Genomic DNA, 22,815 nt, shown 5'->3' on the forward strand with positions numbered 1-22,815 from the left:
GCAATTGAAATCACTCGCCTCAGAGTCGATTGGCGGATTTGTGCACAGATTCCCGCCAATGGTCAGGTGAAAGCGGTGAAACCCAGCCTTCCTATGGACTCATACGCTGTGAAGCCTGCCCGCTTGGCGTCACGTGAGCTATAGATGTTACGCAAATCGGCCAGGTGTGGAGTCGCCATTTTTCGTGCGAGTCGCTTGAGGTCAAGCGCGCGAAACTCGTTCCATTCGGTGAGAATTACCAAGAGATCCGCTTTGTGAGCAGCCTTGTAGGCATCTTCAACCCAATGCACTCCGGGCAAAAGGGCTTCGCCTTCGTGGCGGCCCTGTGGGTCGGTGACGCGCACCTTGGCACCCCCGCCAACCAAAGCAGGAACAATGGTCAACGCGGGCGCGTCGCGCATGTCGTCTGTGTTTGGTTTGAACGTGACCCCCAATACGGCAATGGTCTTGCCGTTGAAACTGCCGCCGCAAAGCTCCAGAAGCTTGTCGATCATTCGCCGTTTGACTTCGTCATTAACCTTGATCACGGCCTCGGTGATCTGCATCGGAACAGCATGTTCCTGGCCAATCCGAGCGAGTGCCTTGGTGTCTTTGGGAAAGCACGAACCGCCGTATCCGGGGCCGGCATGCAGGAACTTGTTGCCGATGCGCCCATCCATACCCATGCCCTTGGAGACCTGCTTTACATCCGCGCCAACGCGTTCGCAAAGCGCCGCGATTTCATTGATGAAGGTGATCTTGGTCGCCAAAAAGGCATTGGCCGCATACTTGATCATCTCGGCGCTTTCCAGATCGGTGGTCACAATCGGAAACTCCCGCAAGTAGAGTGGTCGGTAGATTTCGTTCATGACCTCTGCGGCGCGTTCGTTCTGTACGCCAACCACCACGCGATCGGGCTTCATGAAGTCATCAATCGCAGCGCCTTCGCGCAAAAACTCCGGATTGCTGGCGACATCGAAATCGAGATCAGGGTTGGCTTTGCGTACCGCCTGTTTGACCAGACGGTTGGTGCCAACCGGAACCGTCGATTTGGTCACGATCACGACGTAATCCTTGGCCAGTTCGGCAATCTCTTCCGCGGCCGCCATCACATAGGTCAGATCGGCGTGGCCGTCGCCACGGCGCGTTGGCGTGCCAACCGCAATGAAAACTGCCTCTGCCCCTTCAAGAGCCTGCGCCAAGTCCTGAGTGAAGGACAACCGACCTGCTGCAACGTTCTTGGCCATCAACTGATCCAGGCCCGGTTCGTAGATGGGAACTTCGCCAGCATTCAGCTTGTCGATTTTTCCAGCGTCTTTATCAACGCAAACGACATCGTGTCCAAAGTCCGAGAAGCAGACGCCGGAAACCAACCCGACATATCCGGTACCGATCATTGCGATTTTCATGGTTGACTGCCCTCATACCTAACTGAAACGCACGAAACCATGCGCGCGGTTTTCTATTTTATTTCTGCGTTTATTGCCGCAACGCCCAATTTCTTCAATACCCTGAAATGCGCTGTTTGACCGCTTGGACGTCAGTAACACCCAGCAGGGTGATGACGCTGCTCCCAAGCCGCAACAAGACGCCTTGGTGGGTTTTGACGATATCAGGAGGATTGGGCCAAGCGCTCAGATCCAATGCGCACTGGTCCGTCCAGTCTGTGATTGTGCATATCCCGCCGTAAGCCACGTGATAGGTATTCGCCCCCGGACCCCCGGTAATGGTGTTTACTCCGGCGCCAACGTGAAATTCATCGTCGCCATCTGCGGAAACCACCACGTTGCGCCCGGGACCGGTGTCAATGACCGAGGCCCCTTCGCCGTCTTCGATCACGTCATTGCCCGGCCCGGCGAAAATCCTGTTGCGCCCGGTTCCGCCGTGAATGGTGTCGTTGCCTGTGCCACCATCTAAAAGGTCATTGCCCGCGCCGCCGATCAGGACATCGTGCCCTTCTCCGCCAAAGAACTGGTGTTGATCCTTGCCGCGGCCGGACAGTGCAATCAGTCGATCATTGCCCGCACCGCCATGAAACACCGCCCCGGCGTACTTGGGGCCGATCATCACGTCGTCCCCATGACTGCCGACCACGTCAACCGAGACCCTTTCGGAAGTTTCGAAGTTGAGCGGACTGTCGGGATGGGCGACGATACGCAGGACTTTGCCGTGCGTGGGGTCGGCCTCTTCTCGCGAGACAACCGTGGCGACGCGCAGGTTTTCAATGTTGGCAGGGACGCGCAGCACATAGTCATCGGGCCCCGCCATGTACCAGAGCGTGTCATTACCGCCGTCTTTTTCCTCAACGATCTTTTCGGCGTTTTTGCCATAAGCCCAATAATCGTTGTCAGCATTCCCACCCGCCATGGCGACCGTACCATCCACAGCCATCATGGCATTCACGCCATCTTTGGGGTTTTCTGCCCCGCTCAGGTCAAGCCCCAGATTGTCAGCGGCAGCGACCAATTCAGCGCGCAGGAAATCCATTGGTGCCGTCTCGACCAGGTTCTCCGTTTCGCCGGGGTCGTTCACCACGTCGTAAACATGCTCTTCCCCATTTGGATAGCGCATGTAGCGCAAATGCTCATAACCTGGAACCGATGGGCGCACCGACAGCGTACCAAACACGCTGGTCATGGGGGACTTGCTGCGATCAAACTCGCCAAACGAGGGGTCGATCAGGGGCAACAGGCTCTGACCCGAGGTCCACTGTGGGCGCGGTGTGATACTGGCGAGATCCATGATGGTCTTGGGCAGATTGTGCAGCGAGATGGGCAGCTCTACATCCTTGCCCTGCCCATTCATGCGCGGCGACCAGATGCCCAGCGGCACATGCGCGGCACTGTCCCATTGGCTCATCTTGTGGAAACTGTCGTGGTTGCCGAGGTTAAAACCGTTGTCGGACAACATCACCACGGTGGTATTCTGCCCCAACTCGGAGTTGCGGAGTGCATCCATAAAGCGGCCTATTTCGTGGTCCACGTGACTGGTGGCGGCAAAATAGGCCCTGACAACCTGTCGCCAGGCCTCATCCCCGGCCTTTTCGGGCGTCCACTGACCATTGACGATATAGGCCGCCTCGTAGACCGCGAAACATTGCTGTGGGCCGTAGTAGTCCTGAGCATCGGCAATGTCGGGCCATTTGATGCCCTCCACATCATAGGTCTGATAAAACCGATCCGGCGTCACCAGATTGAAATGGGGATGCTTAAAGCCCAGCTGGATCAGGTTTCTACGATTTGGGTCGGCGCGCTGCAGAAAATCGATGGCATTCTGCGCAACCGTGAAATCGTAGAACTTGTGATCCTGGCTGCCGTCATCATCGGGATGATTGACCCCGGCAATCCCTGGCCCCTTGTCGAGGTACTTTTTTACCTTGTCCCGGCGACCGGCATCCTTGGCCTGCACGTCTTCGTGAAACAGAACCCGGCGATACTCCTCGGGCATGGGTTTGTAGGTGCCGTCGGTCTTGCCGGTTGTGAAATTGTAGAACCCTGCCCGTCGCAGGTCGTATTGCCAGGCGGCGGTGGGCGGCAGAACATCGCGCCAGAGGCGGTTCAGGTCCACAAGTCCCGTGCGGAAGGGCGAGAGACCGGTGGTCAGCTCGGCGCGGCACGGCGCACAGAGCGGTACAGTCGCATAGGCGTTCTGAAACCGCACCCCCTCGGCCATGAAGCGATCAATGTTGGGTGTCTTGAGCTCGACCCCAAAGGCGTTGCGCCACGTGAAGACGTCGATCAGATCATCGATCCAGATGACACAGATATTGTCGTTGCGGATGGACTGCGCATCAAAGGGCACGAGTGATCACCTCGGTGAAATAGCTCTGCAGCAAATCATACTCGGGGCCTGTTTCCGGTCCAGAGGTCTTTGAAGCCGAGGTCAATATATCCTTGTCCGGCCAGACGAACACATCCGCCAAAAGGAAATCCCCCAGTGTTTTCAAGATTCCGGCCCGGTGGCTACGACAGCCAACAAACAGATCGCATTGCCGATCTTTTTTGGGCTGCAGAGATTGCTGCGAAATGGCACCCAACCCTTCAACCATAAGGCTGAACTGCGCGCCATCATAGCTGAGCACAACCAGCCGGAACCCGTCTCCGGCAGTCTTCAACGGATGGCCCAGTGCGAAACTGCCCTGATCATCAGTGAACTCAATCGCATTATCCCGTTCACTGAGGAACGCATAGTTGCCCTTGTCCCAGGGATTGATCGTGAACAGGGTGCGGGGCTCATTGGTGCCTGAGGGGGCGTAGATAATCGCGATCGAAAAGGGGCCTTGGGTCCGGAGGGCCTCGGGGATGACATAGCCGCAGTTGACGCGTTCGGTGAACTTCAGACAATGCACTCTGTCAGCCACTGCCAACGTTGAGTTGCCATTGTTTGGTTTGGTGGGATGCGCGGTTTTTACACCACACCGGCCCCACCAGCTCGGGGCTTCCTGGGAGCCGGGTTTCGCAGAGAACAGGGTTGGTTCGCTGCAAAACCAGAGCGCTCCGCTGTCTTCGAAACGATCCGTGTAACCGGATGGGAGCGGGTCCAGAAGCAGCGATTGCGGCACCGCCTGATCTGTCATTAGAGGCGCAGGGCTGGCAGGGTTGGGAACATCCGTCATGGTCACCCCTAATTCACTGGCAGAACGCACGGGAGCGCCCAGCGATAGAGTTGGCGACCATCCGAGCAAGGCGCCGACCAGCCATCACGCACAGAACCGCGGTTAACCGGAAAGCCCACGCGATCCGGATCAAAGGCAAGCTCCGACCGCTGCCCGCTTGCGTAGCGCAGGCGCAGGTTTGTGCCCTCGGGCGGCTTGTCACAGTCCAGAAAGATATCCAGCGGCGCATCGGGGCTTGTTCGGACATTCACAATCTTTGCCCCGTTCTCAACATTCTCGAACGAAAACCCGGCATGGGTCACATTGCCGAAATCCGGCTGGCCATCGATGACCAGTGCAGAGCGGGCAGTGGCGCTGATACGAATGGTGGTGCCCTCTGGGCCGCCTTCGCGTTCGGCCAACAGAAACGTTGGGCACCAAAGCGGGCCGAAGATGCTGTCAAACTCACCCTCGATCCTTTCGCCAGAGGACCAGGCCCGGATTGCATGGGCATCCATCTCGGCCATTTGGCCCAGCGCTGCGGGCGTTGGGCGTCCAATGGCGTTTTGCTCGAACATGTAGCCGGGTGCGGAATAGATCAGGTCCGATGTGCCCGGGTTCACGGCAAGCTGCCACTGGGCCTCGGTATGGCACTCATCATCCGACAGCAAACCACCGCACTCGAACTGGCTGATAAAACAGGGTTTGCGAAACCCCAAACGGCCCAGCGCCTGTTCGGTTTTTTGCATCAGGGCATAGATGCCATCGCGAAACACGTCCTCGGTGCTGGTGGTGTCTTCGATACAATAGTCCAGCCCGACCGCCAAAATCCGCGCCGTTTTGCCCATCGACCGCGCGACGGTCGCCAATGTTTCAGCCGAGGCCAAGAGGTTGTCAAAAGCCGCTCCTCGCGACAGTGCGGTCGCGTCATGGGACTGGTCCGCTTCACAGCGCGCCATGATCAGGGGCAACGCTCTGCCGGCTGATTTCTGGTGCTGCAGAATCGCATGGGCAATCAGCGTATCACGGGTCTGTTCACCGATGGTGGAAAAGCCGGTCACGGGTTGGGCACTGCCAGATCCAATCAACCCAACCGCGCCCACATCATCATTGGGCGCAACCACATGATACGGAAAGCGGCCATGGCCTTCGATACCTGTTGCCCGGCGGGGTCCGCCAATACTCAACAACCCAAGCACCGCGCCGGGCGCATCGGCAAAGATATCTCCGCCATGAACCGGCTTGCGATAGCCGCGCGGACCATCCGCGCCCCTGAGATTTGCCTGAAACCGGAACCAATCGCCATCCTGAAGCACGTGCCATGCATCGACGTCCCCCAAAACCTCGGCGTCAATCAGCGATACCGATCCGGTCGTGGTCTGCAAGGGTGCGGCTGTCGTACTGCCGTCTTCGACATCAGCCAATCGCGCCGCCAGATCCCGAACCACCTGATCCGAAAGTTTCATGATCAGCCCGCTGTCGTCGAATTGGATCACGTCGCCATTTGGCGCCGAAATCAGAACACCATTATCGCCGCGCAGTGCGAACGACAGGTCAGGCGGTGTCGGATCTTTCTTGGACATGGTCTGTGGATCCTGAAAACTGGTGGTCTGGTGTTACCTTATGCGCCGATTTGGGTTGCCGCCAGCCTCGGGCACCTCAAAGTTCGAACTGACGGATTTTCTTGACGCCCACCTGATCGTGCAGCATTTGCTTGGCAAAACCTGCGAGTTCGTTTTCGGCAAGAATTTCCCACTTGCGATAGTGCACCGTGTAGATGCCCCGGTCCTTGGGAAAAGGTGTGTTCCTGAGAACGCCGCCAAGAATCCAATGCTGTTCTTCTGGCATCAGGTGATAGTCGATCCCGGCCTTCTTGATGGCAACAGGCAGGCTCATCTGGTCCAGATAGGGGCGCTTCTTTTCCAAGCCGTCAATGCGGTCAATCTGCTGCGCAACATCCATCCAGGTTTCGGCAAAGCGTTTGCCGGTGTGTGGCAGCGGTTCGTCAGGAAACGTAAAAAATCCAGAGCTGAAATAGGGTATCTTGGGGCGTCCCTTTTGGCGCAGCAGGAAAATGCGCTCTTCCGGAATATCCATCTCCAAAGCCCCGTAGATCGTCGGCCAAAGCGATCGATCCGCCCAGTACATGGACGCTGCCGGCGTTAACGACACTTTGTCGGGGGTCACGATGTTTTCGATCTTGTTCTTTTTCAGGAACAACACATCGGAATCCACGAACCCCGCATAAGGCGTGTCGCGCTCCTGTAAACAGGCGAGCAGTTTGTTGCCATGGGGGTATTCCGGATCGAATTTCCCTTCGGCTTCGAAGGTGCGCACTTCGACGCCCATCTTTTCCAGCACGCCGATAACCTTGGGGTCGACTTCGTCACGCCGGTGCGCCGGACAGTATCCGATCAGCTTAATCGGCTCATCAAACTGCTGCCTGATCGACGCCGCAAGATAACAGGCCATGACCGTGTAGTTCGGCGGCTCGACAATAAAAAACAAGGTGAGATTTGCTGATGACATGATGCTCGAAATTCTTGCGAAATCTTATTGGTTGATCGTCATTCTGAGCATACTCACCCAACACACAAGCAAAAAATTACGCGCCCTGCCCGGCGGCGGCCGCTTTGTCAAAGACCCAAATTCCCTTGTCGGTCCAATCTTGAACAGGATTGAATCCGCACGCTTTCAGTGCGTCCTGATAGGTTGTGAGATCCTCGGCAAGGGCCTCGGGCAGAATGATCCGCCTGAGGTGCCCCATATCCAGTTTGCTCAGTCGTTCAGGCGTTATCTCGGGATCACACAGCCGCAGGATTGTCGGGCGGTAATCTCTCAGCATGGCCTGCAAACCTCCGGCCTCGTCTTTGCTGTCCCCGTCAAAAACCAGGGCGCCAGACGTAATCTTGAGTCGACCGGGATCCATGAGGTCATTTTTGTCAGCCAGGGTTTCCGTCACCCTCGCCAGATCCTCGCGGCGTGTGTGGGTCATAACGCGCAAGTTTGGATGCATGGACAGGGCCTGCAGCGCAACGACGCCTGCTTCTCCCCCGACGTTCAGAACTTTGTCGCTGTCTGACACCAGCCAATGAATGCTGCGCATCTGTTTGCGGGCATATTTCCCGGCAGCCACCAGATCCAGCGCCTCTGGTCCAAACACGGCGGCGTCGGCCGGGATCATGATGGCATGGTTTTTGACCACCTCGATATGCGCATTATCCTGCAACGCCACGGGCTCGGGCAGAAAATCATCATCCCAGCCTGTCGCAACCGGGTTACGCCGTTCAGCTTTGGGGCGGCCCTGGGATTTACGTTCAACATCGCTCATCAAAGCAGCGATCTTGGCCGGATCACGGGCCTTGGGGGGTTTCGCGACCACCTTGTTGATCGGGATCTTGCCCGCTTCGGCCAGTCCCACAACCATATCTTTGTAGGCTTGGGTCTGCTTGTGCTCTTCGAGCCGCTTTTCGACGCGTTCCAGTGCAGCAAAGTGCAGCTTGTTGAGCACCGGGTCTTTCAGCAACTCTTGCATGATCTCTGCACGTCGGGCGGAGTGGCGAAGGATGGACTCATCACGCACTTCATTCCTGTCCTGAAGCGCCCAATAGTCCGAGTTGTATTTGTCTTTCTTGTTGTTCACGTTGCCGCGCATCTTACGCAGGGCGTAGCTGTCCACGGATTTGAGCGCATAGTGGTTCATTTGCGCCCAGTCATACCCCAGCGTGCGCCGGATCGAGCGCCAGCCGCGGAACTTGAAATAGTCCTCCATCGGGGCGCCGGACCCGTTTAGCCAATGCACCGTGTCCGGGAATTCATCCTTGAGGTGCTTGTTCTTGATCTTGGGGCGGTGGATGCCAAGCTTCCAGTATTCTGGGTCAAACTTGAACAGGGTTTTGACGCCCCAGCCTTTGTTCCACAGCGGTGGGGCGGCATAGAGATATTGTTCGGTGACCGGATCGCGCGACCACTCCGTTACATGGCCCGAGCCAAAGATGCGCCAGGTGATGACAATGCCATTTGCGCCACGATCGACCGCGTCCGAAATCATCCCATCCAGCGTGCCATCGCCATGTTTGATGCAAAGAAACTCATCCGCATCGAACACAAGAACCCAATCAGCGGCACCAACCACAGGCTCGGCCTGAGCGTACTTCAGTGCCGAGGGCTGCGGTTTCAGCCCTTCGGGAATGTCGTTGCGGCGATGGTATCCCAACCCCAGCTCTTCGAGCCGGATCAACATGTCATCCGTGCCGTCCGTGCAGTCATTGGTGTAAACCAGAATGTCGGTGAACCCGACCGCAAGGTGATGGGCAAACCACTCCAGCAGAAATGGCGCCTCGTCTTTCATCATCGACACCGCCATGACGGTGCCGTGCGGGCTGACGTGTTTTTTCAGGTTCATGTTCTTGCCGGGTTCTGGTTACTCCAACGCCTGAGACGGATCGATGCCCACCCGCTCGCACATGCGTGCGGCGTAAGAATTGGGCAGAGGCGCGTTCTTGCGCCACCAGGGCTTGGTCCCATTGGTATAAAGATGCACTGAAAGCGTCGCATCGGTGAACCACCCCTCAACCCGGCCGTGCGGATCGTAGAAAATGTCGTTCAGCTGAAACGGTACGGGATAAAGAACGTCACTGGTCATCGCCTTTTCCATATGACCGGTCTTTTTCACGTAATGCGTAAAGGCCTGCGGCCCAAAGGCGGTGCGCTCTGTCTTGTAGATGCGGACGGGCAAGGGCAGATCAGGGTTCTGGCGGTCCATCTTGCGGCGCTGGTTCTTGTTCCACCACTCGGGATAGTCTGGCAGGTTCTCATAGTAGTCGAGAAGCGCATCCATCAACTCGCCGGTTTGCGGAATAGAGACGACACCACAATTCAGCGCGCCGCGCATGCCGTGCCCGGCAAAGATATACTCCCACTCATCGGGAAACGGCTTTTCGCAGAAGGCGTCGCAATCGATCCAGATCGCGTTGGTTTTCTGGATCATCTTGTAGCGAAAGACATTCGACAGAAAGCTGGCCGAGGTCTGGCCGACAACATCCATGTCGATGTCCATGATCTCGGTCGCGGGGCGAATTTCCACACCTTCCGGCGCGTTGGTCACATTGTCCGTGCAGTACAATATGGTCGGGTGCCCCTGCAAAAGGTGCGACTTGAGGCACAGCTGGTTCAAATAATGAAGTTTTTCGCCAATCCAAAGCGATGCCACTGGGCGTCTGTTCAGTTCCATGTCTACTCGATGCCTACATTCAGTTACTAGATAATGGGCGGCTTATTGTTTTTCATAGATCAATAGCCCGCAACCAGGCTCAGGTCCATCTTGCATGACGGCGAATTCTGCGGATTGATCCCAAAAAGCGGGCCAACTCGGCATTTTGGGGAAACCCGTCTCGCACAAAAGACAGCGAGGCTCTAAAGCTGCTTCAAGCGTTTTTCAAAGAACGGTGCATGCATCCGATTGGTCACGTTCTGGCAAATGATCCTTTCAAAAAGGGTACGATTGCTACGCTGGTTCTTGCGCAGCAAATGCCTGAGATAGGGTCGAAAATCACGCCGCTTTCTGAGCTTGGCATTTAGGTTCTGGAAGGCCGGTTGCTCGGACATCGCCTCTTCAATAACCGCATTGTGCAAGCCTAGTTGGCGAATGAAGGTGGCCGTACTTGGCGCCATAAGCCGGCAGTTCAGCACAAAACATGTGTTTTCTGACCTCTGATGGTCGTGTCGTGGGTGATACTGGCAAGGGTCCATAATAAGCACCAGCTGCTCGATGGCCTTGAGGGCCTCTTGCAAACCTTGTGACGGAATGCCTGCCACGCCCTGCCCTTTGGCAGGGTCGTTCGTAGCCGCCGTTATCGTGACAAGGTCCTGCGGAGGGTCCACAGCAATAACCGATGCGTGCTGAATATAGGCTGAGAACATGCAGGCGAGGCTGCCCAGGTCTTGCGCACCGTACAATGCAGCCCGCGTGTGGCGGGAAAACAGGCCATCCTCTGTCAGCTCTTCAAAATAGCCAAAAATGTCCTTGGTGTAGTTTTCCGTGGTTTTGTTGATCGCAAAGCACAGGTAGCTCCACCCGTTTTCCTCGGCGAGCTCCCACCCTGTCGGCAAGCGATCTCTGGAACGTCCAACAATGTCGTCAACAAATTCGAAGACGACCAACAGCTTGTTTCCGCGCTCAATAACAATCGCGAAATCATCCATGTTCAGATATTCGACAAAGCCGGCATCCCAGTTGGCCAGGCAATCGTCCATCGCATCACCCCAGAGATAGGTGCTTGTTGCCTCACTGAGATGCTCTTTGAGTTCGGACGTGTCCATTGGGTCGTAACCTTTACCAAAATCGTTCAAATCGCGCGCACCAAACCAAAGTAACCCACTTTTGGTGAACAAAGTACTCCCGCTCTTTAAAGCGAAGCGCAGGGTGTTTCGCAACAGCCCCACGAAACCAATTCAAGGTGTCAGAGGATCGACGTTCTTTTTTCCGCGGCCCATACTGCCAACTTGAAAGCAAGGCTTGGAACATAATCAGTGGCAGCTTAAGGTCTGCAAAGTGCCAGAGGCATCAACACTCATGCTGCGAAATGGTATCGGCATTTGGCCTTGGTTTTGTTGAGGACTACTAATGAAGCGCGTTGTGTTTTTGGGTGTGAAACGAGATTGAACGTGTCAAATCATGCAAGAGCTACATCCCGAACCGATCCAAAACACCCTATTTCAATCCAAGTAAATTGCTCAATTCGGAAAATGATGCACCAATGACAAGCACGTCCAGAAAGAACATTCTTTTCATCAGTTTCGATGATTGCATCAGCTACCCGAAGTACCGCAACAGCTTTGGCGAAGCTTTGCAGACTCCCAATCTGGATCGTATCGCGGACCGCGCAACCTTTTTTGACTCGGCCTATTGCCAATCACCCGTCTGCGGACCCTCGCGCGCCAGTTTCATGACCGCAAAAACGTCGCATCAGCTGGGCATTTTCGACAACACAATTGATGTTTTCGAACGCGCCGACCCAACGGACATCTGGTCCTACAAGCTCAAGCAAAACGGTTATTTCTGCTCGTCCGGCGGCAAAATCCATCATGGCTACAAGCCACTGAAACGGCGCCATCACAATGTCATTTACTCTGATGAGCAGAAGCGTTTCACAGACGATTTTTCCCTGCCGCCGGATGTAGAAAAACGCAAAGACAGAGGCATTCGTGGCGGGTGGTCCACCACCAACGAGGCGGATGACCACATCTATTATGACTGGCAGGTCGCTGAGTCCGCGATCGGCTTCCTTGAAAACTATGACAAGGACGAGCCCTTTTACCGCGAAGTCGGGTTTTTCAGCCCGCACGGACCCCGCTTTACGCCCGCCCGCTTTAAAGACCTGTACAACTGGAAAAACTTTCAGAGACCCGAGGAATGGGATGAGGGGTTTGACAAGCACCCCTTTTCTGAAGAGCACATGCCCCAGACCCCGGACCTGGAGAAAGGCAATGAGAATTGGTGGCGCTACAATGTGCGCAACTACTTTGCTGGCCTCAGTCACGGCGATTATCATCTGGGCCGGATCTGGGATGCGCTGCAAAACTCGCGATTTGCCAAGAATACCATTGTCGTCATCGTATCTGACCATGGCTTTCTGCTCGGAGTCAGGAACAGGTTCTACAAAAGCACGATCTGGGAGCAGTCGGCAGGTGTGCCCATGATGATCTTTGATCCGGATCAGGATACGCCGCAAGTTGTCGATGACCCGGTTGCCTTACTGGATGTGGGGCCAACGGTACTGGACTATGCCGGTCTGGACCCTCTTGCGGATTGCGTCGGGCGCTCGCTGAAACCGCAGGTCCAGGGTGCCTCGAACCCCGATCGGGTCATCCCGACGTTCCGCTTTGACAATGTTTCCATTCGCAAGGGGCACTATCGGCTTGCGCGCTATATGGACGGGACAACGCAGCTTTTTGATCTGAGAGAAGACATCTGGAATTACAACGATCTGGGCCGGGATCACCCGGAATACGTTCCAATGCGCGACGCCATGATTGAAACCTGTGCCGACTATGGTTTGACATTGGGGCTGCGGGATTTCGAACCTTCACCGGCTCAATAGGCGCGAGGCAATATGGATAAGACCAAAAAACCGCTCGGCATCGTCTCGATGGTCTACGAAGACTATGACCTGCTCGAAAGGTGGTACAATTATTACGGCGCGCAGGTCGGGCCGGAGAACCTTTTTGTCTATAGCCACGGCAATGATCCCAAGCACCGCGAGATCGCAAAAGACGCCAGTGTCATGAACGTTCCGCGCGATCCGCAGATGGTCAAATTCGACCGCCGCCGCTGGACCATGCTCAGCGCTTTTACCAGTGGCATGCTGCAATTCTACAACTGGTTTCTGACAACAGACATCGACGAACTGGTCGTGGTGGATCCGGATGTGGCGCCCGGTTTGGTGCCATATCTCGAACAGACCTATCCCGACCTGAGAACCGCACCGCCTAGCATCAGCCCCTTTGCGCTCAACATCGTGCATGTCCCCGAAGAAGAGCCTGACCCGATTGAACGCGGCAAACCTGTTTTGGCCAGTCGTCGGTTCTACGCGCCCAGCCGCGTCTACAGCAAACCCATTCTCGTGCGGCAACCGGTGATGTTTGGTCCCGGTGCGCATCGTAACAATCTGGGGCCGCGCACGTTGTCCGACGACCTTTACCTCGTGCATCTCAAATACTTTGACGTCGATGAAATGACAGATCGGGCCATGCGCCAGACGCGGCTGCTGGAACAGATGGACTCAGGCGCAGACACGCCTGCCCATGTATGGAGCAAGACGTTGGAAGACTACCAGAAGATCCGGGCCAACCATACGCTGGGGCCAGAAGATATCACGCTGCCGGAAATCCGGCGAAAAATGGCGCGTAGGCAGAAACAAAAGTTCACCGATCAATATATCTGGGGGCAGTTCGCAAATACGCAGCTTTACCAGATACCAAAGCGGTTTTCGCAGCTTGTATGAAAACACAACAAGCCGGCGTCATCGCACAACGACAGTTTCAGAAACAGGATCACGATTCCGATGATTGAACGCCTTCATACCGCCCAGCGCATGAGCAAGATCGTAAAACACAACAGCACCGTCTATCTTTGCGGCCAGGTCGGCGCAGGAGACGACGTGGCAGAGCAAACGCGGGATTGTCTGGCGCGTGTGGATGCGCTGCTGGCCGAGGCTGGTACAGACAACAAACATATTCTGCAGGCGATTATCTGGCTCGCGGATATGGCTGATTTCGCTGAGATGAATGCAGTATGGGATGCCTGGGTGCCCGAAGGCCACGCGCCAGCACGCGCCTGTGGCGAGGCCAAGCTGGCGCGCGAGGCGTTAAAGGTTGAAATCATCGTGACTGCGGCGATGCCTGAGTAAGGACGCGCTGACAGCATCGCAGGTTGAAACGTCGCGTTTCATTTGCCTGTGCACCGGTTCCGCGCCCATAGTCCACCAAGGACAAGGAGAGGCGCATGACCGACCGGGTACATGATTTTGTAAGGACAGCAGCAGAGGCCACGCCGGACCGGCTGGCCATGATTGCCGAGGATGGCCGTCAGCTGACCTGGGCCGAGCTGTGGCAGGCGGTCGGCGATGCGCACGAACAGTTGCAGCACCATGGTGTGCAGCCCGGCGACCGGGTTGTTTTGGTGCTGGAAAACTGTCCCGAAATTGTCGCGTTTTTCTTTGCAACCAGCCTGCTGGATGCCGCAGCCGTTGCGATCAATGCCCGCATGACCGGCACAGAGCTAAACCGCCTCGTGGCGCATTCGGACCCAAGCGCGATTGTGTTTTCGACATCCGTGACTGGACCGTCGGAAACCCATGCTCAGGCTTTTGGCGCAGCACCGGTGTCCGGTCTGTTTGGGTCAGTGCATATCTCCAACCGCGCGGGCAGTACGCCAGAACCCTGTTACGAAGCCGCAGAAGAGCAGGTCGCGCTGCTGCTATATACTTCTGGCACAACGGGAACGCCCAAGGCCGCGATGTTGACGCATCAAAACCTGATGGCAGGGGCGCGGGCCTCGGTTGATATGCGGGGAATGAGTGACGGGGACATGACCTATCTGGCACTGCCGCTGTCACATATCTTTGGCCTCGTGACCCTGTGTGCCGTGTGTTGCGCGCGTGGTGCGCTGCGGCTCGAGGCTCGGTTTTCGGCAGCCCGGCTATACGACGCCCTGCAAAACGACGTGACCCTGCTGCCTGCCGTTCCGCAGATGCACGCCCATTTGTTTCACTATGCCCGCGAGCATGGCATGGCGCGCTACGACAAGGGGATCTTGCGCTATGTCTCTTCGGGCGGTGCGCCGCTGGATCCAACCTGGAAGCACGAAGCCGAGGCGTTTTACGGGCTGCCCCTGCAAAACGGCTATGGGTTGACGGAATGTGCGGCAGGGGTTTGTGCCACGCGCAGCGAAATGTCGGACCCGGACGTAAGTGTCGGCGTACCCATGCTGGAAAGCGAGCTGTTTCTGGACAAGGACGTTGAAGGGGCTGATCCACAACAGGGCATCGGAGAGGTGCTGGTACGTGGCCCGCAGGTGATGAAAGGCTATTTTCGAGACCCCGAGCAAACAGCCCAGGTTCTGAAGAACGGCGTGTTCAGAACCGGCGATCTGGGGCGGTTTGACGAAGAGGGACGCTTGCATATTGTCGGGCGCAGCAAAGAGTTGATTATCCGCTCCGGGTTCAACGTCTATCCGGTCGAGATCGAGGCCGCCCTGACCGAACATCCCGACGTCATCGTGGCCGGTGTTGTTGGCCGGTCAGTGGAGGGCAACGAAGAGGTATTGGCCTTTGTAAAAACCTCCCCTGACAGTGGTCTGCAGGAAGAGGCCTTGCGAGCGCACCTGTCCGAGCGACTTGCCCCCTATAAGCGCCCAAGCAAGATCGTGATTGCACATGATCTGCCCGCGGCGCCTACCGGCAAGATCCTCAAGGCAAAGCTGATCCCACATTTTGCAGATATTCTGGACAAAGAGGGTGCTTGACCCCACCGACTGCTTTTGTGAGCCTGCGGAAACGGTTATGCCGAAGAACCAGAGCAGGGGCACCACATGGCAACAAATGGCTTCGACGCCGAGAAACTGAACCGCATTCGGGGGTGGATGCAGGGGTACGTGGACGACCGCAAATTCGCCGGGTGCAGCATGTTGATTGCCAAGGGCGGACAAGAGGCGTTCTTTCACGCCGCTGGTCAGCGCGATATGGAACATGGGTTGCCGTTTGAACGCGACACGGTCGTGCGGCTTTATTCGATGACCAAGCCGCTGACGGCGGTGGCGCTGATGATGTTGGTGGAAAAGGGACTGTTTCACCTTGATTTGCCTGTCAGCGCCTTTCTCCCGGAATTTTCCGAGATGCAGGCTCTGGTGCCCGGTGCAACTCGCATTGATCAGGTCGAGGCCGCACCTTGCCCCACACTGCACCAGTTGATGACCCATACGGCCGGTCTGAGCTATCCGTTCAATCCCGGCGTTTTGGCAGAGGCGATGAACGCCGAGGATCTCATTTTCGGCCCCAGTCAGGGACTTTTGGGCGATATGGTGGATCGTGTTGCGAGGCTTCCGTTGGCATTTCAGCCCGGCCAGCGCTGGGAATATTCCGTAGCCATGGATGTAATCGGGCGCGTGGTTGAAGTGGTGTCCGGCCAAAAGCTCGACGCGTTTTTCGACGAACACATCCTAGGGCCGTTGGACATGACCGAAACCGCGTTTCGTGTCCCGGACCATGCCAAGGACCGATTTGCCGCGCTTTACACGCCGTTGGCTGGGGATGCGATGGCGTTGAACGCCGCGCGCACCGAGGGCGAAAGCCTGAGATTGGTGGAGTCCCCCCATGGTTCGGCCTTTTTGACCGCTGATATGTTTTCAGGCGGCGGTGGGCTGGTTGGCACGATCGACGATTTTCTGACATTTTCCGAACTGCTGCGACAGCGTGGGCGCATTGGCGACAAACGGCTTTTGTCTGAAAGCACGATGAATTTCATGATGCGCAATCATTTGCCGGGCGATATCGCCTCAATGGGGCCGCAGAGTTTTGCTGAACAACCGATGGACGGCATGGGCTTTGGGCTGGGCGGCGCCGTGGTGCTGGATCCGGCAAGAACACGCACACCGGGATCTGTTGGAGACTTCAGTTGGGGGGGCATGGCGTCGACGTTTTTCTGGACTGATCCGATACATGACCTGAGCGTCGTGTTCCTGACCCAGCTGTCACCCTCAAGCTCTTATCCCGCACGATCGGAGATGAAGGCATTGGTGCATGCGGCTTTGACCGGGTAAGGGGCCAGCCCCTCTTGGCCCCGGAGCAAGTCCGGCGCCAATTCACCGCGGGATATTTTTGGCCAAAAGAAGGCTGGTCAGACTCGCAAGAAACGGGCGCTGAGGTTTGTAAGCAGAAAGATCACAGCCGCCACGCAAACGATTGTTGGCCCGGTGGGTGTGTCCCAGAGGAACGAGGCCCGCAGCCCCGCGAGGGCAGAAAGGCCACCGATCAGGGCGGCGATCAGGGCCATGGCTTCGGGTGTGCGCGACAGGGGGCGCGCGCTTGCGGCAGGGATGATCAGCAAGGCCACGATGAGCAAGGCACCAACCACCTTGATCGCCACGGCAACCACGATGGCAAGGCCAAGCGTGAGGACCAGCTGTTCGCGTTTCGGGTCAATGCCACTGGCATAGGCAAGGTCGGGGTTCAGGGTTGCGGTCAATAGCGCTGACCAGCGCCAGATCGTCAGCACACCAACCAGAGCCGCACCAGCCCAGATCACGGCAAGGTCCGTGGTGCTGACCGCCAGAATGTCGCCAAAGAGATAGGCGTTGAGGTCAACGCGCACCCCATGCAGAAAGCTGACGGCCACAAGACCAAAGGCAAGCGCAGAGTGGGCCAGAACCCCCAACAGGGTATCCATGGCATAGCCACGTCCCGAGAGAGTTGAGACGGTCAGCGCCATGATGAGCGCCACGGCCAGCGCGCCCGCAAAGACCGAAGTCGAGAGCGCAAGTGACAGTGCCACACCCAGAATCGCCGCGTGGGCGGTGGCATCGCCGAAATAGGCCATGCGCCGCCATACCACGAAGCATCCCAAGGGTGCCGCGGCCAATGCAACACCGACGCCAGCAAGCGTTGCGCGGATCAGGAAATCATCAAGCATGATCGCAGGCTCCGTGCTCGTGGCTGTGGTCTGCATGGCTATGGTGGTGGTGGTCATGATCGTGACGGTAAAGTGCCAGGGCACCTTGGGTGCCAGTGCCAAACAGCGCCCGGTACTCTGGCGCCGAGGCGACAATTTCCGGGGTGCCATGGCAACACACATGCCCGTTCAGGCAAATCACCCGGTCTGACGCGCTCATCACCACATGCAGTTCGTGGCTGACCATCAGGATGGCGGTTCCAAGCGTGGCGCGCACCTGTTCAATCTGCCGATACAGGCTGGCCGAGCCTGGTTGGTCGAGCCCTGTCGTGGGTTCATCGAGGATCAGGAGGTCAGGCTTTTTCAACAGGGCACGCGCCAACAGCACGCGCTGGAATTGCCCTCCGGAAAGGGCCGACATCTGCCGGTTCAGCAGGCCTTCGACACCTGCCTGTATAAGGGCGGCTTCCATGGCCGCACCACTGTGGCGCAGCGGCAAGCTGAGAAAGCGCCGAACCGTCAGGGGCAGGGTTGAGTCGATCGACAAGCTTTGAGGTACATAACCCACCCGCAATCCCCTGGCGCGCTCAATGCGGCCCGAACTGGTTTTCTGGGCGCCGATGATGGTGCGCAGCAACGTGGTCTTGCCCGAGCCATTTGGACCAACAACCGTGACGATTTCGCCCTCGTCGATCGAGAAATCAACATGTGACAGCGCCTGATGCCCGCCCAATCGCACGCCAATATTCGTGAGGGTGATAAGACTCATGTCAGGCGGCCTTTTGACAGGCTGGGCACAAGCCTTCGGCTTCGACGACGGTTGTTTCAATTTGGAAATCAACCGCCCTGGCAGCGTCGAGAAGCCCGTGCCCCGACATCCTGGATTCAGCCACGGACCCGCATTTACGGCAGATCAGAAAAACCGGAGAGTGTGCGTCCCCTGCATGGGTACAAGCCAGCCAGGCATTGAGCCTTTCGATCTTGTGCACAAAGCCCTGGGTCTCCAGAAAATCGAGCGCGCGGTAAGCCACCGGCGGTTGCGAGCCCAAGCCTTCGTCGGCCAGTTGACCAAGGATGTCATAGGCCCCCATCGCACGGTGTTCCTGCAAGAGAATTTCCAGCACACGGCGGCGGACCGGAGTCAGCTGGACCTTGCGGTCCGTACAGCAGGTTTCCGCCGTGCGCAGCGCTTCGGCGACACAAGCGTCGTGGTCATGGTTTTCGAATCCGATGTCATGCATGGCGGCCTCTTCCGGTCAGAATGACACTTGATATAATATAACATATCATGTAGTGCCAGCGTCTTGTGAGGTATTAGACTAAGGAAGCGGATTCATGAAGGCTCGGATTTGGGGCGCAGTTGCCGGAGTTTTGTGCGCGGGGGCTGCTTGGGCTGATGAGGTGCACGTGGTTGCAGACATCGCACCGGTGCATTCGATTGTAGCGCGTGTCATGGAGGGTGTCGCAACCCCGGACCTGATTGTGAAACCCGGAGAGTCGCCGCACGACTTTGCCCTGCGCCCCAGTACAGCGCGGGCTCTGCAACAGGCAGATGTTGTTTTCTGGATGGGTCCGGCGTTGCTGCCCAGCCTGGAAAAGCCGCTTGAGACCGTGGCAGAAAACTCCCGGATTTCCGATCTTTCCGATGTTCAAGGAACGGTTCGACACGAGTTTCGGGAAACCGCTGGTTTTGCGGCGTCCGAGCATCATGATCACGAGAATAAGCATGACAACGAGCACGGCCATGAAGAAAGCCACGACGCGCATGATGACCATGAAGGTGACGACCACGCACACGAGGGTCTCGACCCGCATATGTGGCTCGACCCGGAAAACGCCGAGGTTTGGGCAGCCCATATCGCAACGGTGCTATCCGCAGCGGACCCGGGCAATACCGAGGTTTATCAGGCTAATGCGGATCAATTGATCAAGGATGTTCACGCCGTCACGCATGATATCCAGGACATGTTGAAACCGGTTGCCGGCCAGCACTTTGTGGTGTTTCACGACGCCTACCAGTACTTCGAGCATCGGTTTGGCCTGCGTGCGGCTGGATCAATTCTGATTTCGGATGCAAGCGCCCCGAGCGCCGCCCGGCTGGCCGAGATTGAGCACGTTATTGAAGACCAGAACGTTCATTGTGTCTTTGTTGAACCACAGTTTGATCCGCGTCTGGTCAAAGCGGTCGCGGCAAGGGCCAAGACCGGAGAAATTGACCCCATGGGTGTTGAATTGACCCTGGGCGGCAACCTCTATCTCGACATGCTGCGCGGGTTGGCGCAGAGCGTGTCGGATTGCCTCAGAGATTAAGCAGGATCAGGTTTGCCATACCCCAGAGCGTCATCTGGAAATGGGTCGTCTGCGCACCTTCGTGGCAGAACCAGTAGGAAAAGTGTTCACCGACCACGGTGAACATACCCCAAATCATTGTGAACATCAGAGCGCCCAGCATTGCAACGCTGCGCGCGGTGCTCACCGGCACCGAGGCAAGCAGGGAGAGGACCAGAAGTACCACACCGATCCACAGGACAATCACGGTCAATAGCTCGGCAATCACCACCAGTCGAAAAGCGGCTCTTTGCACTTTTCGGTTGGTGACCGCGCGGTGCTGAATGCGCGCATAGTCCTCGGGGTATTCCTGTTTCATCCGCTCCAGGGAAAAGACCTGGGCCGTGTAGGTCTCGTTCAGGTCCGGGTGCAAAAGGTTGTCCCGCACACCAAGTGTCAGCCACATCGCCGGCAATGCCAGAGCGAAGGTTTGGGCGATCAACGTCATATCCATATCGGTGACCTTTCACAAAAACGGGCCGCCCAAGGGCGACCCGCAATCCGTCTTTATTCGAAAATCAGGTCCAGTGCATTTCCTGTGGACGCAGTTCGAACGAGATGTGGTGCTCACATCCCACGAGACCTTCTTTATTGTGGTTGTAGAGCGACCGCCAATACGGCTGGATGGTTACGGCGTCCTCTTGCAGGATCGCCTCACCCTTGGCCATCAACTCGCGACGCTTTTCAACGTCTGCAGTTGCCAGCGCTTGCTCCAGAACCGCGTCGAACTCAGCGTTTGCATAGCCGAATTCGTTCCAGGCTTCGCCCGAACGATAGGCCAGAGCCCAGATCTGCACACCAAGTGGACGGTGGTTCCAGTTGGTCGACGAGAACGGATATTTGGTCCAATCGTTCCAGAAGGTCGAACCGGGCAGGATGGTCCGTTTGACATTGAAGCCCGCGTCACGCAGCTGAGCAGCCACCGCATCGGTGGTGTTCTTGCGCCATGCGTCATCAATCGAGTGGATTTCCATCTCGAAGTCGCCCATGCCAGCTTCGTCCAGAAGCGCCTTGGCAGCAGCGGGATCATGCTTGGGCATACCGATGTCGGCGTATTCCGGGTGTGCCGGACCAACGTGGTGGTTGGCGGCCACAACACCGCGACCGTCGTAACCCAGTTCCAGCAGAACGTTGTTGTCAACGGCCATCGAGATCGCCTGGCGGACGCGTTTGTCCGCGTAAGGCATCTTGCCATCAACTTCTGCCAGCTGGTTCGGGCGGATCACGATGCTGGCCATGGTGACCACCTCGTTCTGTACCCAGCCGTCAAGGGTCGCGATGATGTCGATGAACTCGCCATCAACCGAATAAAGCGCGTCCACTTCTTCAGCTTCTGCCGCTGCAACCCATGCAGCAGGATCTGTGCCGTAGTCAACGTACTCGATGCGATCCATCCAGGCGCCGTTGCCCGCGTTCCACCAGGTATGGTCTTCGTTGCGAACCAGAACCCCGCCAACGCCAACTTCAAGCGACTCGGGCAGGTACGGGCCAGTGCCGACCGGGTTGCCCAGCATGTTAACCGGATCAAACGACGAATGAACGATTGCCGCTGGGTAGTCCGCCATACCCGCAATAAGCGAGATGTCCGACTTGGGCAGGTTCAGCCTGACCGTGTGGCTGTCAACAACTTCGATTGCGCCATCAACTGCTTTGTTGGTGTTCGGGTCAACCAGAACTCCGAAGCGCCCGGCCATCGAGTTGCCTTCGACATCTTTGTCACACCAGCCGGTGATGTTACGCGCCACGTCTTCCGCGGTAAAGTCGTCGCCATTGTTCCACTTCACGCCTTTGCGGACGTTCAGCGTATAGGTTTTGGCATCTTCGCTGATGTCCCAACCTTCAAGCAGGGATGGCTGGAAGGTACCGTCGTTTTGATAGAGAACGAGATACTCAAGCCAGCCGCGCGAGAAGTTGGCGATCTGCGACCAGTCATAGGTGCGCGGATCTTTCAGAGCGCGGACTTCTGTTTGGATGCGTACGGTGCCGCCTTGTTTCGGAGTGCCGGCTGCACGGGCAGGTGCTGCCATACCCAGCATGCCATAAGCGGTTGCCGCAGTGGCGCCAAAGGTGCTGGCCATGGCCAGGAATTCGCGACGGTTTACGGGATCGTTGCCGACTTTGCTCGCCTGGTCGACGATCATTTGCGGCATCGGGTCTCCGTTGCGTTTAAAAAAGGTCATTGTTTTCCTCTCTGTTGGTATTGGGTTTTGTCCCATTTGCGCAGCAGCGCTGCAGTCGTTCGACGGACCGGACAGGCCATCGTTGTTACTCTTTTATTGTTGTTCTCCCCCCCGGGAAAAAACCGAGTCTTGGATTGGCATTAACGAACTGAAAAGACTCCAGTTTTCCAACCTCTCATAACCATCCACAGCTTGGGAGGTGGTTGCAACTAATATCGACTCATTTTTTTGTGCGTGTCGGGGGAACATAGTACCACTCGTCCCACCAAGACGGTTTTGGACGATCGCTTCAGGGTCGCGATTGAGATTTCCGGGCTCGCAGCAATACATAGGCGAGTTTAGGTTCAAAGCCCTGCATTTCATCTGGTCCGATAACGACTTTAGACGACCATAAATCGACATCTCAACGTCGCAAATGGACCATTCATGTCAACCCGCCCTGACTGTTGACCCGAAGATTCCCGGCGCCCGTGAATTGCGGCAAAGCAGCATTGCCGGCGTTGTCACATAAACCTGCCCTCGTTGCTGCCGTCGAATTTTGCTCGTAGGCATCTCGGATGAGCATAC

19 protein-coding genes are annotated in these 22,815 nt (G+C 56.9%); 6 read left to right on the forward strand and 13 right to left on the reverse strand.

Features of this window, described 5'->3' with window-relative positions; genetic code table 11:
- Nucleotides 1–62 precede the first annotated feature (62 nt).
- From EK369_RS18510 to EK369_RS18545, 8 genes are all read right to left on the reverse strand, one after another.
- Entirely contained in the window at nucleotides 63–1,388 is a 1,326-nt protein-coding gene (locus EK369_RS18510; protein WP_127115750.1) for a UDP-glucose dehydrogenase family protein, read from the reverse strand.
- 94 nt (nucleotides 1,389–1,482) lie between these two features.
- Entirely contained in the window at nucleotides 1,483–3,780 is a 2,298-nt protein-coding gene (locus tag EK369_RS18515; RefSeq protein WP_127115751.1) for a sulfatase-like hydrolase/transferase, read from the reverse strand.
- Entirely contained in the window at nucleotides 3,770–4,594 is an 825-nt protein-coding gene (locus tag EK369_RS18520; RefSeq protein ID WP_127115752.1) for a hypothetical protein, read from the reverse strand. The genes EK369_RS18515 and EK369_RS18520 overlap by 11 nt, the downstream gene beginning before the upstream one ends.
- 8 nt (nucleotides 4,595–4,602) lie before the next feature.
- Nucleotides 4,603–6,156 (reverse strand): hypothetical protein, encoded by a 1,554-nt coding sequence (locus EK369_RS18525; protein ID WP_127115753.1) that lies wholly within the window; start codon nucleotides 6,154–6,156, stop codon nucleotides 4,603–4,605.
- Between the two features lie 76 nt (nucleotides 6,157–6,232).
- Nucleotides 6,233–7,102, reverse strand: a complete 870-nt coding sequence (locus EK369_RS18530; RefSeq protein WP_127115754.1) for a GT-B fold glycosyltransferase domain-containing protein — start codon at nucleotides 7,100–7,102, stop codon at nucleotides 6,233–6,235.
- Between the two features lie 76 nt (nucleotides 7,103–7,178).
- On the reverse strand, nucleotides 7,179–8,978 hold the full coding sequence (locus EK369_RS18535) for a glycosyltransferase family 2 protein (protein ID WP_235871477.1): 1,800 nt from the start codon (nucleotides 8,976–8,978) through the stop codon (nucleotides 7,179–7,181).
- A gap of 18 nt (nucleotides 8,979–8,996) precedes the next feature.
- Nucleotides 8,997–9,806 (reverse strand): hypothetical protein, encoded by an 810-nt coding sequence (locus EK369_RS18540; protein ID WP_235871478.1) that lies wholly within the window; start codon nucleotides 9,804–9,806, stop codon nucleotides 8,997–8,999.
- Nucleotides 9,807–9,988: 182 nt separating this feature from the next.
- On the reverse strand, nucleotides 9,989–11,017 hold the full coding sequence (locus tag EK369_RS18545) for a hypothetical protein (RefSeq protein ID WP_164727041.1): 1,029 nt from the start codon (nucleotides 11,015–11,017) through the stop codon (nucleotides 9,989–9,991).
- A gap of 314 nt (nucleotides 11,018–11,331) precedes the next feature.
- On the opposite strand from EK369_RS18545, the gene EK369_RS18550 reads away from it, so the two are divergent.
- The 5 genes from EK369_RS18550 to EK369_RS18570 all read left to right on the forward strand — a co-directional run bounded on the left by EK369_RS18550 (nucleotide 11,332) and on the right by EK369_RS18570 (nucleotide 16,892).
- Nucleotides 11,332–12,675: a sulfatase-like hydrolase/transferase gene (locus tag EK369_RS18550; protein ID WP_127115756.1), complete on the forward strand. Its 1,344-nt coding sequence runs from the start codon at nucleotides 11,332–11,334 to the stop codon at nucleotides 12,673–12,675.
- Between the two features lie 12 nt (nucleotides 12,676–12,687).
- Nucleotides 12,688–13,578, forward strand: a complete 891-nt coding sequence (locus EK369_RS18555) for a glycosyltransferase family 2 protein (RefSeq protein ID WP_127115757.1) — start codon at nucleotides 12,688–12,690, stop codon at nucleotides 13,576–13,578.
- Between the two features lie 60 nt (nucleotides 13,579–13,638).
- A complete protein-coding gene (locus EK369_RS18560) occupies nucleotides 13,639–13,983 on the forward strand; it encodes a RidA family protein (RefSeq protein ID WP_127115758.1) in 345 nt (114 codons plus the stop codon).
- A 95-nt stretch (nucleotides 13,984–14,078) separates the two neighbouring features.
- Entirely contained in the window at nucleotides 14,079–15,599 is a 1,521-nt protein-coding gene (locus EK369_RS18565) for a class I adenylate-forming enzyme family protein (RefSeq protein WP_127115759.1), read from the forward strand.
- A 66-nt stretch (nucleotides 15,600–15,665) separates the two neighbouring features.
- On the forward strand, nucleotides 15,666–16,892 hold the full coding sequence (locus EK369_RS18570; RefSeq protein WP_127115760.1) for a serine hydrolase domain-containing protein: 1,227 nt from the start codon (nucleotides 15,666–15,668) through the stop codon (nucleotides 16,890–16,892).
- A 77-nt stretch (nucleotides 16,893–16,969) separates the two neighbouring features.
- On the opposite strand, the gene EK369_RS18575 is transcribed toward EK369_RS18570, so the two are convergent.
- The 3 genes from EK369_RS18575 to EK369_RS18585 are packed head-to-tail and all read right to left on the reverse strand — an operon-like array spanning nucleotide 16,970 to nucleotide 18,981.
- The gene (locus tag EK369_RS18575) at nucleotides 16,970–17,761 is read right to left on the reverse strand and encodes an iron chelate uptake ABC transporter family permease subunit (RefSeq protein WP_127115761.1); all 792 of its coding nucleotides are present in this window, start codon (nucleotides 17,759–17,761) and stop codon (nucleotides 16,970–16,972) included.
- On the reverse strand, nucleotides 17,754–18,509 hold the full coding sequence (locus EK369_RS18580; RefSeq protein WP_127115762.1) for a metal ABC transporter ATP-binding protein: 756 nt from the start codon (nucleotides 18,507–18,509) through the stop codon (nucleotides 17,754–17,756). Before EK369_RS18580 ends, EK369_RS18575 begins: the two co-directional genes overlap by 8 nt.
- A gap of 1 nt (nucleotide 18,510) precedes the next feature.
- Complete coding sequence (locus EK369_RS18585; RefSeq protein ID WP_127115763.1) at nucleotides 18,511–18,981, reverse strand: transcriptional repressor; 471 nt, start codon at nucleotides 18,979–18,981, stop codon at nucleotides 18,511–18,513.
- A gap of 94 nt (nucleotides 18,982–19,075) precedes the next feature.
- On the opposite strand from EK369_RS18585, the gene EK369_RS18590 reads away from it, so the two are divergent.
- Nucleotides 19,076–20,050, forward strand: coding sequence for a zinc ABC transporter substrate-binding protein (locus EK369_RS18590; RefSeq protein WP_127115764.1), 975 nt, complete (start codon nucleotides 19,076–19,078; stop codon nucleotides 20,048–20,050).
- Here EK369_RS18590 and EK369_RS18595 read toward each other — a convergent pair.
- The gene (locus EK369_RS18595; protein ID WP_127115765.1) at nucleotides 20,040–20,522 is read right to left on the reverse strand and encodes a DUF2165 family protein; all 483 of its coding nucleotides are present in this window, start codon (nucleotides 20,520–20,522) and stop codon (nucleotides 20,040–20,042) included. The two genes, EK369_RS18590 and EK369_RS18595, sit on opposite strands and share 11 nt — an antisense overlap.
- 64 nt (nucleotides 20,523–20,586) lie before the next feature.
- Nucleotides 20,587–22,248, reverse strand: coding sequence for an ABC transporter substrate-binding protein (locus EK369_RS18600; RefSeq protein ID WP_127115766.1), 1,662 nt, complete (start codon nucleotides 22,246–22,248; stop codon nucleotides 20,587–20,589).
- Nucleotides 22,249–22,815: the final 567 nt, after the last annotated feature.

Origin of the sequence: Shimia sediminis, assembly GCF_003990645.1 — a bacterium.
GTDB lineage: Bacteria > Pseudomonadota > Alphaproteobacteria > Rhodobacterales > Rhodobacteraceae > Shimia > Shimia sediminis.

What these genes read in the sequence shown, in the direction of transcription:
- EK369_RS18520 (WP_127115752.1), bottom strand. Translation starts at nt 4,594, where the DNA reads ATGACGGATGTTCCCAACCCTGCCAGCCCTGCGCCTCTAATGACAGAT.
- EK369_RS18570 (WP_127115760.1), top strand. Translation starts at nt 15,666, where the DNA reads ATGGCAACAAATGGCTTCGACGCCGAGAAACTGAACCGCATTCGGGGG.
- EK369_RS18600 (WP_127115766.1), bottom strand. Translation starts at nt 22,248, where the DNA reads ATGACCTTTTTTAAACGCAACGGAGACCCGATGCCGCAAATGATCGTC.
- EK369_RS18560 (WP_127115758.1), top strand. Translation starts at nt 13,639, where the DNA reads ATGATTGAACGCCTTCATACCGCCCAGCGCATGAGCAAGATCGTAAAA.
- EK369_RS18535 (WP_235871477.1), bottom strand. Translation starts at nt 8,978, where the DNA reads ATGAACCTGAAAAAACACGTCAGCCCGCACGGCACCGTCATGGCGGTG.
- EK369_RS18540 (WP_235871478.1), bottom strand. Translation starts at nt 9,806, where the DNA reads ATGGAACTGAACAGACGCCCAGTGGCATCGCTTTGGATTGGCGAAAAA.
- EK369_RS18580 (WP_127115762.1), bottom strand. Translation starts at nt 18,509, where the DNA reads ATGAGTCTTATCACCCTCACGAATATTGGCGTGCGATTGGGCGGGCAT.
- EK369_RS18595 (WP_127115765.1), bottom strand. Translation starts at nt 20,522, where the DNA reads ATGGATATGACGTTGATCGCCCAAACCTTCGCTCTGGCATTGCCGGCG.
- EK369_RS18575 (WP_127115761.1), bottom strand. Translation starts at nt 17,761, where the DNA reads ATGCTTGATGATTTCCTGATCCGCGCAACGCTTGCTGGCGTCGGTGTT.
- EK369_RS18525 (WP_127115753.1), bottom strand. Translation starts at nt 6,156, where the DNA reads ATGTCCAAGAAAGATCCGACACCGCCTGACCTGTCGTTCGCACTGCGC.
- EK369_RS18555 (WP_127115757.1), top strand. Translation starts at nt 12,688, where the DNA reads ATGGATAAGACCAAAAAACCGCTCGGCATCGTCTCGATGGTCTACGAA.
- EK369_RS18550 (WP_127115756.1), top strand. Translation starts at nt 11,332, where the DNA reads ATGACAAGCACGTCCAGAAAGAACATTCTTTTCATCAGTTTCGATGAT.
- EK369_RS18510 (WP_127115750.1), bottom strand. Translation starts at nt 1,388, where the DNA reads ATGAAAATCGCAATGATCGGTACCGGATATGTCGGGTTGGTTTCCGGC.
- EK369_RS18590 (WP_127115764.1), top strand. Translation starts at nt 19,076, where the DNA reads ATGAAGGCTCGGATTTGGGGCGCAGTTGCCGGAGTTTTGTGCGCGGGG.
- EK369_RS18585 (WP_127115763.1), bottom strand. Translation starts at nt 18,981, where the DNA reads ATGCATGACATCGGATTCGAAAACCATGACCACGACGCTTGTGTCGCC.
- EK369_RS18565 (WP_127115759.1), top strand. Translation starts at nt 14,079, where the DNA reads ATGACCGACCGGGTACATGATTTTGTAAGGACAGCAGCAGAGGCCACG.
- EK369_RS18530 (WP_127115754.1), bottom strand. Translation starts at nt 7,102, where the DNA reads ATGTCATCAGCAAATCTCACCTTGTTTTTTATTGTCGAGCCGCCGAAC.